General features: G+C 42.8%; 12 protein-coding genes. 1 reads left to right on the top strand and 11 read right to left on the bottom strand.

Going from position 1 to position 15,459, the window contains the following annotated elements; all coding sequences use genetic code 11:
* Window positions 1-27 precede the first annotated feature (27 nt).
* The 6 genes from uvrA to gpr form a co-directional block, all read right to left on the bottom strand.
* Window positions 28-2,871 carry an excinuclease ABC subunit UvrA gene (gene uvrA, locus WKT11_RS08980; RefSeq protein ID WP_117676184.1) on the bottom strand — a complete coding sequence of 948 codons (2,844 nt, stop codon included), beginning with the start codon at window positions 2,869-2,871 and terminating at the stop codon, window positions 28-30.
* 234 nt (window positions 2,872-3,105) lie between these two features.
* Window positions 3,106-4,248: a radical SAM family heme chaperone HemW gene (gene hemW, locus WKT11_RS08975; protein WP_117676185.1), complete on the bottom strand. Its 1,143-nt coding sequence runs from the start codon at window positions 4,246-4,248 to the stop codon at window positions 3,106-3,108.
* 122 nt (window positions 4,249-4,370) lie between these two features.
* A complete protein-coding gene (locus tag WKT11_RS08970) occupies window positions 4,371-4,736 on the bottom strand; it encodes a hypothetical protein (RefSeq protein WP_147324768.1) in 366 nt (121 codons plus the stop codon).
* Window positions 4,737-4,761: 25 nt separating this feature from the next.
* Entirely contained in the window at window positions 4,762-6,570 is a 1,809-nt protein-coding gene (gene lepA, locus WKT11_RS08965) for a translation elongation factor 4 (RefSeq protein WP_340283878.1), read from the bottom strand.
* A 508-nt stretch (window positions 6,571-7,078) separates the two neighbouring features.
* Window positions 7,079-8,488, bottom strand: a complete 1,410-nt coding sequence (locus tag WKT11_RS08960) for a stage II sporulation protein P (RefSeq protein ID WP_243009295.1) — start codon at window positions 8,486-8,488, stop codon at window positions 7,079-7,081.
* Window positions 8,489-8,544: 56 nt separating this feature from the next.
* Window positions 8,545-9,459 carry a GPR endopeptidase gene (gpr, locus tag WKT11_RS08955; protein ID WP_117676188.1) on the bottom strand — a complete coding sequence of 305 codons (915 nt, stop codon included), beginning with the start codon at window positions 9,457-9,459 and terminating at the stop codon, window positions 8,545-8,547.
* Between the two features lie 338 nt (window positions 9,460-9,797).
* Between gpr and rpsT the strand changes: the two genes are divergently transcribed.
* Window positions 9,798-10,076 (top strand): 30S ribosomal protein S20, encoded by a 279-nt coding sequence (gene rpsT / locus WKT11_RS08950; RefSeq protein WP_117676189.1) that lies wholly within the window; start codon window positions 9,798-9,800, stop codon window positions 10,074-10,076.
* Between the two features lie 85 nt (window positions 10,077-10,161).
* Here rpsT and holA read toward each other — a convergent pair whose 3' ends face one another.
* The 5 genes from holA to WKT11_RS08925 all read right to left on the bottom strand — a co-directional run bounded on the left by holA (window position 10,162) and on the right by WKT11_RS08925 (window position 15,322).
* Entirely contained in the window at window positions 10,162-11,157 is a 996-nt protein-coding gene (gene holA, locus WKT11_RS08945; protein ID WP_117844829.1) for a DNA polymerase III subunit delta, read from the bottom strand.
* Window positions 11,158-11,601: 444 nt separating this feature from the next.
* Window positions 11,602-12,519, bottom strand: a complete 918-nt coding sequence (gene nadA / locus WKT11_RS08940) for a quinolinate synthase NadA (RefSeq protein ID WP_118609584.1) — start codon at window positions 12,517-12,519, stop codon at window positions 11,602-11,604.
* A gap of 116 nt (window positions 12,520-12,635) precedes the next feature.
* On the bottom strand, window positions 12,636-13,178 hold the full coding sequence (locus WKT11_RS08935; RefSeq protein WP_117676192.1) for a transcription repressor NadR: 543 nt from the start codon (window positions 13,176-13,178) through the stop codon (window positions 12,636-12,638).
* Between the two features lie 4 nt (window positions 13,179-13,182).
* Window positions 13,183-14,040, bottom strand: coding sequence for a carboxylating nicotinate-nucleotide diphosphorylase (nadC, locus tag WKT11_RS08930; RefSeq protein ID WP_117844823.1), 858 nt, complete (start codon window positions 14,038-14,040; stop codon window positions 13,183-13,185).
* On the bottom strand, window positions 14,033-15,322 hold the full coding sequence (locus tag WKT11_RS08925; protein WP_118609602.1) for an L-aspartate oxidase: 1,290 nt from the start codon (window positions 15,320-15,322) through the stop codon (window positions 14,033-14,035). Before WKT11_RS08925 ends, nadC begins: the two co-directional genes overlap by 8 nt.
* Window positions 15,323-15,459: the final 137 nt, after the last annotated feature.

Here is a 15,459-nt window from a genome sequence, read left to right as displayed (position 1 = left end):
AACTTCCAGCCAAAAGAAAAGCCCTGCTTAATTTTCCAGATATTTTTTTACATATTTTCCCGTATAGGAAACCGGTGACTGTGCAACTTCTTCCGGAGTTCCCTGTGCTACTACAGTTCCACCCTTGTCCCCACCTTCCGGGCCAATGTCGATAATGTAATCTGCTGTTTTAATCACATCCAGATTGTGTTCAATAACAACTACCGTATTACCGCCTTCAGATAATCTCTTCAGAATCTCCACCAGTTTATGCACATCCGCAAAATGAAGTCCCGTCGTTGGCTCATCCAGAATATAGATTGTCTTTCCGGTGCTTCGCTTACTCAGTTCCGCAGCAAGTTTGATTCTCTGTGCCTCTCCTCCGGAAAGTTCTGTAGAAGGCTGTCCCAGACGAATATAGGAAAGCCCGACATCATACAGTGTCTGTATCTTTCTTTTAATAGAAGGAACATTTTCAAAAAATGTCAATGCTTCCTCTACAGTCATATTCAGTACATCATAAATGCTCTTATCTTTGTATTTTACTTCCAGAGTTTCTCTGTTGTATCTCTTACCTTTGCAGACTTCACAAGGCACATACACATCCGGAAGGAAATGCATTTCTATCTTGATGATACCATCGCCGCTGCATGCCTCGCATCTGCCACCCTTTACGTTAAAGCTGAAACGGCCTTTCTTATATCCTTTTGCTTTGGCGTCTGCTGTTGCGGCAAAGAGATCACGAATCTGATCGAACACACCTGTATAAGTCGCAGGGTTTGAACGCGGTGTACGTCCGATCGGCGACTGGTCAATATTGATCACTTTATCCAACTGGTCTACTCCCAGAATATCCTTATGCTTACCCGGAATCACTCTGGCGCGGTTCAGATCTCTTGCCAGATGCTTATACAGAATCTCATTGATAAGTGAACTCTTACCAGATCCTGAAACACCTGTGATACAGGTCATAATCCCCAGTGGGATCTTCACATCAATATTCTTAAGATTATTCTCTGCTGCCCCCTTGATTGTAAGGAAACCTGTCGGTTTACGTCTCTCCGTTGGTACCGGAATCTTTAACTTTCCGCTCAGGTAAGCTCCTGTGATAGAATTCTCATTCTTCATCAGGTCCTCTGCTGTTCCCATGGCAACCAGTTGTCCACCATGTTCTCCCGCTCCCGGACCGATATCCACAATACAGTCCGCCACGCGCATGGTATCCTCGTCATGTTCCACAACGATCAGACTGTTTCCAAGATCTCTCAGTTTCATCAGGGAACTTAACAATCTGTCATTATCTCTCTGATGAAGACCGATACTTGGCTCATCTAAAATATATGCAACTCCGACCAGACCGGAACCAATCTGCGTAGCCAGACGGATTCTCTGCGCCTCTCCTCCGGAAAGTGTGCCCGTCGCACGTCCAAGTGAAAGATAATCCAATCCTACGTCTGACAGGAAGCTTACCCTGGCTTTAATTTCTTTCAGAATCTGTTTTCCGATCAGTAACTGCTGGCTTGAAAGCTGCATGTCAGCCAGAAAAGCTTTCAGTTTCTCTATAGAAAGATTCGTGATCTCATAAATATTCTTGTCTGCAACAGTTACAGCCAGAGATTCTTTCTTCAGTCGCTGGCCTTTACAGGTTTTACATGGAGTAATGCGCATAAAAGACTCATATTCCTGTTTCATAGTGTCAGAACCAGTCTCTCTGTATCGCTGCTCCACATTTCGGATCAGTCCCGGGAAAGCTACGTCGTAAACGCCCTCTCCGCGCTGACCTTTATAATAAACCTTAACAGAATGTCCATTCGTTCCATTAATCAGAATATTCTTTATCTTCTCCGGATAATCCTCGAATGGTGTCGCAAGACTGAAATCATACTCTCTGGAAAGCGCATCCAGAATTGCTCTGGAAAAACTTCCCTCACTTGTGCAGGATTGCCATCCTGTCACCACGATCGCGCCTTCCAGGATACTCAGCGATTTATCCGGGATCATCAGATCAATGTCAAATTCCATCTTATATCCGAGTCCCAGACAGTCCGGGCAGGCGCCAAATGGATTATTGAATGAGAAGCTTCTCGGCTCGATCTCATCTATGCTCACACCACAATCCGGACAGGAAAAGCTCTGGCTGAAATTATGAATATTTCCATCCATGGTATCTACCATGAGAAGCCCGTCCGCCAGATCAAGTACTGTCTCGATGGAATCAGAAAGTCTCTTCTCAATTCCTGGTTTCACGATCAGACGATCAACCACGATCTCAATATTGTGTTTGATATTCTTATCCAGACTGATCTCCTCGGAAAGTTCGTACATATTTCCATCAATCTGCACACGGACATAGCCACTTCTCTTCGCATGTTCAAGAAGCTTGGCATGAGTTCCCTTGCGACCTCTTACTACAGGAGCCAGCAGCTGAATCTTTGTTCTCTCCGGAAAAGACATGATGCTGTCTACCATCTGATCAACTGTCTGTTTCTTAATCTCTCTGCCGCATTTCGGACAGTGTGGGATTCCGACTCTCGCATACAGCAGTCGGAAATAATCATAAATTTCCGTTACAGTTCCTACTGTGGAACGTGGATTGCGGTTGGTAGATTTCTGATCGATTGAAATCGCAGGCGGCAGTCCTTCGATACTCTCCACATCCGGTTTCTCCATCTGTCCAAGGAACTGCCTTGCATAAGAAGACAGTGATTCCATATATCGTCTCTGTCCTTCTGCATAAATCGTATCAAAAGCCAGCGATGACTTTCCAGACCCGCTTAATCCTGTAAATACTACAAACCTGTCTCTCGGAATATCCACACTTAAATTCTTAAGATTATTAACATTTGCTCCTCTGATTCTGATAAATTGTTTCTTCGTCGTATCCGCAGCCATCGTCTGCCTCCCGTTTCTTCTATATATAAATACATTTTCTCATTGCCAGATCACAATGTAGCTCTCACAATCTTCATAAGATTAGCTTTTATTGTGTACAATTCTCCAACTGCTTATTGCCTTTCACAAGTCAGTCAGATATTCACAATCCGCTTTCGCTACTTGCTCATAACCTACTTGATTCAGTTAAATCTGCACTCAGTATAGCGCAGGAACATGTGTTCGTCAAGGCGTTTAAAGTAAAAAATCAGCCATAACAGAATTACTCACATGAATTCCCTCTCTGCTCAGGAATATTCTTCCATCTTTCTCCAACAGTAGCCCCATAGCTTCATATTTCTTTAGTACATCACCATATACAGTCTCTATCGCACAGCCAAATTTCTGCCTGAAATCAGTTTTCGCAATTCCCTTTGTCATGCGGAGTCCAAGAAACATAAATTCTGCCATTTCATCCTCTCTGGTAAGAACTGGTTCTCTTTCTCTGATCAATTCCGGGGAGGAACTGTTTTCCAAATATTTCTTCATATCTGCCGTATTGGCAAAACGGTCTTTTCCATAAAGAGAAGAGGCCCCAAGGCCGAATCCCAGATAATCCCGCCTGGTCCAGTAACCCACATTATGCCTGCAGCATCTGCCTTCTTTTGCATAATTGGAAATTTCATACTGTTCATAGCCATATTCTTTCAGAATACGGGAAGTTGCCTCATACATATTGTATTCCGTATCTTCATCAGGCAGATTCAACTGTCGCGAAGCAAAAGGTGTCCCCTCTTCAATGATCAGGCTATATGCAGAGATATGCTCCGGCTTCAGTTCTGCAACTATTCGCAGATTATTGCACCATTTTTCATAAGTCTGGTCCGGAATTGCGCTCATAAGGTCAATATTTATATTCTCAAAACCTGCAGTTCTTGCACATTTACAGGTTTCCAGAAACTGCTCGTAATTATGAATCCTTCCAAGAATTTTCAGCTCCCGGTCATCTGGGGACTGCAAACCGATACTCAGACGGTTGATGCCAAATGTTCTGTACGCCTGAAGTTTCTTCTGATCTGCAGTTCCCGGATTTACTTCAATCGTAATCTCTGCATCATTTTCTACCAAAAAATTCTTTCTTGTTTTATTCAGGATTTCTCCAATGAATCTCTCATCCAAAACAGAAGGAGTGCCCCCTCCAATAAATATAGAGGATACACTCCTTCCTTTACCTTCCTTTACTGCATCGATTTCCGCAAGCAGAGCCTGTACATATTCTGCCTGTTCTTTCGGACATGACGGACCTGAAAGGAAGTCACAGTAATCGCATTTTTTTACACAAAATGGAATGTGGATGTAGATTTCCATAGAAGAACCCGTTGCGTTCTCTATTTCCATTTCACTCTCCTGCTATCATATATACGCTTCAAACGCCACTATCTCGGGATTTTGGCATTCTCATACCAAAACACCTCGCGGGATAGTGGCGTGTGAATAGTAACTGAACAGTAACTCTTTTCTTATTCTTCACTATCCACTGCACTGTTATCTTCCGTATTACTATCTGTTGATGCGTCTGTGCCACCGTCTGTACTTGTGTCTGTATTTGTATTATTTCCACTGTCCGAAATTTCAGAAGCGGAAATGTCAGTCGTACTCTGGTCTGCCAGATAATTATTTACCATCGTCAGATTCCCATTTGTAATAACAGCTGCTGAATCCACCTGATCAGGTGCAGGTGTAGGAGTTGCCTCCACCGGCGCTACACTGATCTGAATCACCTGCGAGGATGCTTCATCTACTGTTTTATCTTTTCCACAGCCAGAAGCCAAAACGCTCAACAATACCATACATAGTATTGCTATTTTCTTCTTATTTATTTTCATAAATATCTCAACTCTCTGTCAATATTTACTTGTCATCAAGTTTCAATACGCTCATAAACGCTTTCTGCGGAATCTCCACATTACCTACCCGGCGCATACGTTTCTTACCTTCCTTCTGTTTCTCCAGAAGTTTCTTCTTACGGGAAATATCACCGCCGTAACACTTGGCAAGTACGTCCTTACGCATAGCTCTTACAGTTTCTCTCGCGATAATCTTGCTTCCAATCGCAGCCTGAATCGGGATTTCAAAGAGCTGACGCGGAATCTCTTCTTTCAGCTTCTCGCACATCTTACGGCCACGTTCGTAAGCAGTATCTGCATGTACGATAAAGGAAAGAGCATCCACTTCTTCTTTATTTACCAGGATATCCAGTTTCACAAGTTCACTGCGCTCATATCCACAGAGTTCATAGTCCAGAGAAGCATAACCTCTGGAACGAGATTTCAGCGCATCAAAGAAATCATAGATAATCTCATTTAATGGCATTTTATATTTCAGAAGTGCACGTGTTTCTTCCATATAATCCATTCCCAGATACTGACCTCTTCTCTCCTGGCAAAGATCCATGATTGCTCCGATAAATTCGGTAGTTACCATGATCTCAGCATTTACCATTGGCTCTTCCATATATTCGATTTCTGACGGATCCGGCAGGTTGCTTGGATTGGTCAGGTTAATGACTTCGCCGTTTGTCTTGTGAACTTTATAAATAACACCCGGTGCTGTAGTTACAAGGTCAAGATTGTATTCTCTTTCCAGACGTTCCTGGATGATCTCCAGATGGAGAAGTCCAAGGAAACCACAACGGAAACCAAATCCAAGGGCGATTGATGTCTCCGGCTCATAGAAAAGGGAAGCATCATTAAGCTGTAATTTCTCAAGTGCATCTCTCAAGTCACCATATTTCGCACCATCTGCCGGATATAAACCGCAGTATACCATCGGGTTTACTTTCTTATATCCCGGAAGTGCTTCGGCACACGGTCTTTCCTTGTCTGTAACTGTATCACCTACGCGGGTATCGCCGAGGTTCTTGATACTGGCTGTAATATATCCTACCATACCTGCGGTAAGTTCCTCACATGGAATAAACTGTCCTGCGCCAAAATATCCTACTTCTACAACTTCTGTAGTAAATCCGGTAGCCATCATCTGAATCTGAGTGCCCTTTTTTACACGTCCGTCCATCACACGGCAGAACACGATAACTCCTTTATATGCGTCATAAATAGAGTCAAAGATCAGCGCCTTCAGCGGTGCATCTACATCGCCATGTGGTGCAGGGATCTTTGTCACGATCTGCTCAAGAACTTCCTCTACGTTAAGTCCTGTTTTTGCAGAAATTCTCGGTGCATCATGAGCTTCAAGTCCAATAACGTCCTCAATCTCGTTTACTACACGATCCGGCTCTGCACTTGGCAGGTCGATTTTATTGATGACCGGAAGTACATCCAGGTCATGGTCAAGTGCAAGATATACGTTTGCAAGTGTCTGCGCTTCAATTCCCTGTGCAGCATCTACTACCAGAATCGCACCATCGCAGGCTGCGAGGCTTCGGGAAACTTCATAGTTGAAATCGACATGTCCCGGGGTGTCGATAAGGTTGAAGATATATTCTTCGCCATCTTTGGCTTTATAAACAATACGCACTGCCTGAGATTTGATCGTGATTCCACGCTCTCTCTCAAGTTCCATATTATCAAGTACCTGTGACTGCATTTCACGCTCTGTCAATGTACCAGTCATTTCGATGATTCGGTCGGCAAGAGTTGATTTGCCATGGTCTATATGTGCAATAATACAGAAATTTCTGATTTTGCTCTGATCTATCATTCAGGAATTCCCTCCTAAGTTCTTTTCATAGTTGTTAGTTTGCTAATTTTGTATTATAGCATACGTTTCCGTTGCTTGTCACGTATTTATGGGAAAATGCGGTTTTAAAAGATTCCAGCTTGAGTAAGCATATCTTTTATGATAAAATTTCATACAGTCAGATTAGAACGTGATAGGGATAGTCTGGTGGTTGTACCTTTCCGGAGAAAGGGGGTAATGCCAATGAATACTATGGAAGTATTGACACTTTTATTGCTTATCTTCACGGCATTGACCTATCTGGATAACCACCGCAAGTAAAAAGGCTATTCCCTACCGCAAATAGGGGATAGCCTCTGTCTCTTGTAACTTTTTGAAATAACTTGATTTCCGAAAGGCAATCATTAGACACCGCAATATCTCTTGATTCTTTCTAACCTGATTATAAACCAGACACTTGTATATTGCAAGTGGAAAGTTTAGGACTGGGGATGCTTCGGCATCCCTTCTTTATACTCAGATATAATTTTCATCCCTGCAAAACTTTATTCAGAATATCCGCAAATGGTTCCATGGCATTTTTTACTTCCTGGATGGTATTAGTCTGAGCCCCGGCTTCTAACAAGATGGAACGCGGGCGAAGGTGGAGATTGTAGCGGTAGCCTGCAAGATAGATTCCGCGGTAAAATTCCGGATAGTATTGAGCAGCCTGGTATTCTAACTGGAAAGAGAATGCCAGATTTTGCTGTATGTAGGGATTTGGCAGATAGTCCAGAGAACCTTTTTCTATTGTATAGCTCAGACCATTGTAAAACAGAATCTGAGCCGTCGGCTTTCCGTTGATTTCCGTTACGAGATGCCGGTCTTCGGGGACGCCGTCTCTGTGAAGATCTATGATTACCTGTATGTCCGGATTTTCCTGTAAGTATGGTTCCAGATAATCCCGGGCATAGTCATAGGCTGAACTGCGGTCTAATTCACCGGATGCCATGTCAAACTGTTCTTTCAGATGAACTACCTTATAGCCATAATTTTCTGTGAGAAGCTGTGTCAGGTAATCTCCCACACCTACGATCGTATCTGCTTCCTCCCCTTCTCTGGAATCGGCAAATGTTTCCTGTGAATGGCTGTGATAGATAAGAATCTGTGGGGACTCGGTGTCTTTGGAGATTTTAAAGTCCTGATTCAGAAAGTCTTCTGCGCTAATCTGTACGGCATCTGCTTCTGTATTAGAATCTACTATATAAAATTGTCCCAGCAGATAATCATAGTCTGCAAGTTTCGCCGGGGACAGGTCAATTACAGGATGAGGAACTACTGCTGCTATTGTTTCTGTAGTATCGTGGACATCCGGTTCATTGGTGATTGCTGGCTCTGGTGATTCTTTTAATTCTGACTTTTTTTCCTGAATATGCGTTTCATCTGCCACATTTTCCTTTGGTATATCTTCCCCCTGTATATCCTCTTCGTTTGGCATTGTTGTCTCCTGAACCTCTGGAGAGATTTTTGACTCTGACTCTGATTTCTTGTCAGATGCGGTTGTATCTTCTGGTACAGGCGTAGCTTTTGCTGATTTATTTTCTTTATCTGGTTTCTTATTGTCTGACTTCTTATTCTTTTTTGCTAAAGCTTCCGCTTCTTTTTCTCCCTCAGACGGATTCTGCGATTCTTCCGTCATCAAAGAATTGGCTTCTTCCTTGGCTTCCATCTGTTCAGACTTCGCACGTTCACCCAGATATTTTCCATTTTCTCCTGCGATTTTTTCATAGGTTTCCTGATCTTCGTAGGAATGTACCTGAGTCTTTTTTTCCAGAAAGCGGTACAGGGGCAGATGCCTGTACACATTTTCTCCTGTAAAAAGTGCCCCCGGCAGCATCGCCAGAGTGGCAAAAAAGCACATGCTCAGCACAACGCAGAACGCTTTCTGAAAATTTGTCACATGGATCACCTCTTGAATTATCCTATGACCCGATCTTTTTGTTTATACACTTATTCTCACTCTGATATTTCCTCAAATGCCATATTTAGCCCCTCTGAAATCGTAAAACTTAAATATTTCACCGTCTCATCCACATCTTTGGGCGTTACAAACATTGTATGAAGATGTGGCGCGATCATCTCTTCCAGAAATTCTTTCTGTTCTGTCTCTTCCAGTGTATCCAGCAGATGCGCCATGGAGTCATGGACAATGGTGGCTGCATCTACTACTGTGGGAACTCCGATACCAATTACTTTCACCTGAAGATTTTCTTCTGTAAGACCTACCCTGTGATTGCCTACTCCTGATCCCGGATTGATGCCTGTATCTGTAATCTGAATGGTTCGATTGAGACGCCTGGTACTTCTGGCCGCCAGCGCATCGATTGCAATCACTACATCCGGTTTCGTTTCTGCCACGATTCCCTGTATGATCTCGGATGTCTCCATTCCTGTCTGCGCCATAACTCCCGGAATGATTCCACTGGTGCGGTGCATCCTCTCCTTTCCGAGACTCTGCAAGCCGTATTCCCGGATTATATGCCGGGTTATATTAAGATTCTCTACCACATGAGGGCCAAGGGAATCTGCAGTGATTGCAGAATTTCCGAGGCCCACTACCAGAATCGACTGCTCCCGCTCCAGATTTATCAGCTTTTGCAGATGTCTGGCAATCTCTGCTGAAATTTCTCTGTGGTAATCCTCATCATGGACAGAAAGCCCCGGTGCTTCTATGGTAATATAATTTCCCTGTGGACGCCCCATCGTCCGGGCGCCGTTTTCTGTGGTGATTTTTACTACAGTCGTGCGGATATCTTTTTCTTCATTATAATCTTCTGTGACTTCCACACCGCGTACTTCTACATTTTCCTCAGTAAATCGTTCCGTTGCTTCAAGTGCCAGATCTGTTCTTATTCCATGACTTCCAAGCATTCTTCTTTCCTCCCTTATTTTCATCATCCATTCTGTATTATAGTTTTACCATCAGACAGATATTTTCCATTCTCTTCCATTCCCACTTATAGCAATTTCAGAAAATACTGTAAATAATCCAACTCATCAAAATGTGAAGTCCTGCATCATCAAAAACCTCGTTACGGTTCACTCCGTTCTAATAGCAAAACCTCTTACTTTCTATCTATTTTTAGCTTTTTTTATAGAAATATGTATTGACAAGAAAGAATATTTGGGGTAGTATATATAAGCATGTTCATAGAAGCGCCCGTGTCTGTTTCTATGACAGGAGTATAATAATTTTTTATTGAATTAAATTGGAGGTGTACGAATTGGCTAATATTAAATCTGCTAAGAAAAGAATTTTAGTAAACAGAACAAAAGCAGCTAGAAACAAATCTATCAAATCCGCAGTTAAGACTTCTATCAAGAAAGTTGAAGCAGCAGTAGCAAGCAAAGATAAAGCAGCTGCAGAAGTAGCATTAAAAGATGCTGTTTCCACAATCAGCAAAGCTACATCTAAAGGTGTTTATCATAAAAACAACTGTGCAAGAAAAGTTGCTCGTTTAGCTAAAGCTGTTAACAGCATTGACTAATCATATATTTGAATTTTTAATTATAAGCTTATAATTAAAAGGACAGCCATCACCGTCATGTGGCTGTCTTTTTTGTTTGTCTTTTTTAATTTGCAGTACTTACTTTACTGCTATATTTAATAATCAGAAGCTCAACACTCAGTTTATCTTCCAGACGTCCTGTCTTTACCGATTCCTCAGCATCCACGAAATCCTCTACCGCCTGCTCCAGTTCGGATATGGTATACGCTCTGGCGCATGTTGAGATATTTCGCACAACAAAGCTGGGTACCCCAAGCTTTGAGGCAATTTCTGTCTGGGCAAGTCCTGCTGCCGCAAACTGTTTTGCCTGAAGTAACTGACGGTATTGTTTTGCAAGCAAAAACAGGATTCTCATTGGCGGCTCTTTCAATGTCAGCAAATCATAATAAAGATCCAATGCACGCTTCTGATTCTTCTCGGTTACAGCACGTACCATATCAAAAATTCTGTTCGTTGTCTGAGTAGTGCAGATTTCCTCGATATCTTCTGCTGTTACTATGTCCCGTCCTTCAGTATAACTGATCAGCTTCTCTAACTCCATTCTGAGATTTCCCATGTCTGTTCCTGTCTTGGTGAGAAGAAGTTCCATATCTCTCTGTGTGATCTTCTTTCCTGCTTTTCCAAGTAGTCCTGCCGCCCAGCGCATCAGTGTTTTCTCATCCTGTCTGGCAAATTCTGCGATCGTTCCGCACGCCTTTACAGCTTTATACATACGATTTCGCTTATCTACTTCAGATTCTGCAAAAACCAGACACAGGTAGTCTGGCAGCTCTTTCATATAATCCGCCAGCTCCTCGCATTTATTCTTAAAAAATCCCGTATCTTCCAGCAGGATTACTCTGCGGTCCGCAAAAAACGGCATGGTTTCGCAAAGATCGATCAGCTGTTTGATGTCAACACCTTTTCCCTCATAATGACTGAAATTCATGGTATCCCCATCTGGATTTAATGCCTTTATGAGATTCTGTTTATATTGCTGCTTCAGATATGCCTCTTCTCCATAGAGCAGATACGCCTGTTTGAAATTTCCTGATTTAATGTCTGCCTGTATATTTTTCAATTCTCTACTCCTGATCTTATTTTATGTTACTGCTCATTCCACGCTTCACAAGATGATGATATATAAGCAATAGACTATTCTATTCCTCTTACAGAAAATAATTATGTTAGTAAGTACTATTATATGATATCAGGGTCAAAAGGCCAAAAAATTGTTCGTGCTTGCACGATAAGACTTTTGAACTTGGGACCCGCCAAACATGAGAAAGTAGCGATTTACGCAGTAAATCAGCGGATTTCGAATGTTTGAGAATTGCGGGAGCTGCTTTGCAGCGGAGCAATTCGTAGATATCAAGTTAGGGGCAAAATGCCTTTTGACCCTAACATCATTATATCATTTTTCTATCATGATGATAACAAAAATGATGACAAAGTGATACCACTCTGCCACCATATAATTGTACCAATTTTCTTTTCTAATGACCAGTAGAATTTTATATATATATCAGCCGCCCAGCTCCACCATTCTGTGAATGCATCTTCCGGCACCTTCCATGACATTCTGTGGCAGGAAAATTTCTTCGCCGCCTCTGCCCTTCAGACAGTTATAAATATCCATCAGAGTGGTCACTTTCATATTCATGCAGGTAAGCTGTACCGTAACCGGGTAGAATTTCTTATCCGGACAGGCGAACTGTAGATGTTCTACAATACTATTCTCTGTTCCGATAATAAATTCTTTATGTTCTGACTTTTCGGCAAATTCCATAATTCCCGTTGTTGAGCCTACGAAATCCGCCTGTTCTACTACTTCCTGGCGGCATTCCGGATGTACCAGGAAAAGTGCGCCCGGATGAGCTGCACGGGCTTTTTCCACGTCTTTTGCACTCACTACGATATGTCTCGGACAGCCGCCTCTGTAAAATGCAAATGTTTTCTCCGGAAGTTTCTCTGCTACATAATGTCCCAGATTAGGATCCGGGATAAATAAGATTTTATCCTGCTCCAGTTTTTGGCAGATTTCAACTGCTGAAGAGGAAGTTACACATACATCACATTCTGTTTTAAGTTCTGAAGTTGTATTGATATAGGCAACTACTGCATAGTCCGGATACTGTGCTTTTAATTCGCGCAGTCCTTCCAGATCAAGCTGCTCTGCCATCGGGCAGCCTGCTACAGGATTTGCCAGCCATACTCTCTTATCCGGGCTTAAAATCTTACATGTTTCTGCCATAAAACGGACACCACACATAATCACACCGCTGCAGTCTCTTTTGGAAGCCTGTACGCTCAGTCCGTAAGAATCTCCTGTATAATCTGCCACTTCCAGAATCTCCTGACCCTGGTATGCATGTGCAAGAATGCAAATGTCCTGTTCTTTTTTCATCCGCAGGATTTCCTGCTGAATTTCTGCTATTGTCATTTTTTTATTTCCTTTACTGTACTTAATTTCCCACTACTTATTGCTCTTCACAATCAGGTCAGGAAACTTATTTCTGGTCAATCGGATATCTGAATTTCTCTGCAAATGCCTGTCCACTATTCCTGGTTTTCCACTTCCCAGGGCTGGAGTGGCGCAAGAAATCCTGCCTTTTCCAGCTGTTCTCCGATCAGATCAAGTCTTTCCTGGCTGGCAGCCTCTACCAGATGATAATGATATCCGGAAGTTGCACTGCTTAACACAGTAGAATGGCTGCTGTTGATTGCCTGGACAAATTCATTTACATCCTGTCTGGATCGAATGTCCATTTCCGCACTGACACGCCCGTAAACTCTATGGCTGATACTGATATTTTTTACACGGCCTCCGCAGTCTACGATCAGATTCAGTTCCTCCGCTGCCTGTTCCTGTCCATGACGGACTTTAAATTCTCTGGTACATGCGCTGTCTTTATCCTGCTGCAATACATACCCTTTTGTAGTAGACAGAATCCCTGGTGTAGAGGCCCGGATTACAGCCATATCCTGCACGATTACCTGTCGGCTCACGCCAAACTGTGCTGCCAGCGCTCTGGCCGCCACCGGTTTCTCTGCCTGATGAAGGAGTTTTAAAATTTCAGTTCTTCTCTGCGCAGTATTCATATCTTTATTCCTCGACCGCATGAAGATTTTTCATTGAAATATCCAGAATCGGTGCGGAATGTGTAAGTGCTCCACTGGAGACAAAATCAACACCGGTTTCCAGAATTTTAGCAATATTTTCTTTTGTAATATTTCCGGAGCATTCTGTCTGTGCACGGCCTGCAATGAAGTCTACTGCCTCTTTCATCATTTCCGGTGTCATGTTATCCAGCATAATGATGTCTGCCCCCGCCTCTACTGCTTCCTCTACCTGTTCCATCGTCTCTACTTCCACTTCGATCTTGCGGACAAATGGTGCATATTCCTTTGCCATCGCTACTGCTTTTGCCACGCTTCCGGCTGCACCGATATGGTTATCTTTCAGAAGTACACCATCTGAAAGGTTATATCTGTGATTGCATCCGCCGCCTACACGCACTGCATATTTTTCAAAGACACGACAGTTTGGTGTGGTCTTTCTGGTATCCAGAAGTGTCACCTTACTTCCTTCAAGGAGCTTTGCAACCTGATTCGTGTAGGTGGCAATTCCACTCATTCTCTGCAGATAATTCAGCGCAACTCTTTCTCCGGAGAGAAGAACACGAATATCTCCGGTTACTGTTGCAAGAAGCTCTCCCTTCTTTACACTATCTCCGTCTTTGACGTTAAAGCTGATCTCAGTCTTCTCATCCAGAATCTGGAATACTCTTGCGTATACATCCAGTCCGGCAATAATTCCATCTTCCTTTGCCAGAAGTTCTACACTTCCTTTAACTGCGCTGCGCATAACTGCATTTGTGGAAACATCCTCGCTTGTAATGTCCTCCTGAAGTGCCATACGGATCAGTTCATCTGCCTGCATTTTCATCGTAATATTATTCATGACTCTTTTTCATCCTTTCAATTTCGTTTAATACTGCCTTATGATAGCCATCCAGCAATTCTTCCCTGTTTTCGTACATTTTCATATCGACTGCATCTGCTTTTATATATTCAGGTGCCTGTCCAAATATCATATCATCTGCGGCCTTTCTTGCAAAGACCAAAGATTCCAGCAGGGAATTGCTTGCCAGGCGGTTTCTGCCATGAACTCCGTTACAGCTCGTTTCCCCACAGGCATAAAGCCCTTTCATAGACGTCTTGCTTCCCAGGTTAACTTTAATTCCACCCATAAAATAATGCTGGGCCGGAACAACCGGAATTGGCTCTTTTCTCGGGTCAAATCCTTCTTCTACGCACTGTTCATAAATATGTGGAAAATGCTCCATGATCGTCTTTTCTCCGAGCGGACGCATATCTTCCCACACAAATTCTGTTCCGTCTTTCTCCATCTGCGAAAAAATTTTCTGACTCAGCAGATCTCTTGGCTGTAATTCATTAGTAAAACGCTGTCCGTTTTTATCATACAATATTGCTCCTTCTCCCCTGACGGACTCAGAAACCAGAAATCGTCGTCCCGGTTTGTGAGAATAGAGGGTTGTCGGATGAATCTGTATGTAATCCAGATTTTCCATTGCTACATGATGCTTCATGGCAATTCCCACACCGTCTCCTGCTATATGAGAAAAATTAGTTGAATTTTTGAACAGACCGCCGATTCCGCCGCATGCAAGAACCACATACGAAGAATAGACCGGAAACGCCTGCTCCTCCTGATTCATAACGATAATTCCGCAAACCGTATTTTCTTTGGAAATCAGGTCAACCATCGTCATATATTCACAGATTTCTATATTTTCCTTTGTTCTGACGACATTCAGAAGTGTCTGTGTAATCTCTTTCCCTGTAATATCCTCATGAAAAAGGATTCTTGGCTGAGAATGTGCACCCTCTCTGGTAAATGCCAGGTTCCCCAGACCATCTCTTGCAAAATCTACATGATAACGCAGCAGATCTCTGATAATATCATTGGAACTGCGAATCATCAGATCAACCGCTCTTTTATCATTTTCATAGTGCCCGGCACGCATGGTATCTTCAAAATAATTTTCATAATCATCTTCTCCACGCAGCATGCAGATTCCGCCCTGCGCCAGAAAAGAATCTGACTGATCAGCTTCCTGTTTGGTGATCAGAAGAATTTTCATTTTTTCCGGGAGATTCAGCGCACAGTACAGACCTGCCGCTCCGGTTCCTACAATAATGACATCATAATGTTCTTTCATTTCTTTTTTTCCTCGCACCGGTATCATACCGGATTTTCTTTTTTGTCTGTGCCATTATACTACCTGACTATTTAGGTGTCAAGACACCTAAATATATTACTGTAAATCACTAATCTTGTTACTGTTCACTGCGTTCT

Source organism: Blautia sp. HCN-1074 (assembly GCF_037890165.1).
Taxonomy (GTDB): Bacteria; Bacillota; Clostridia; order Lachnospirales; family Lachnospiraceae; genus Blautia_A.
This window is presented reverse-complemented; position numbering and strand designations above follow the sequence as displayed.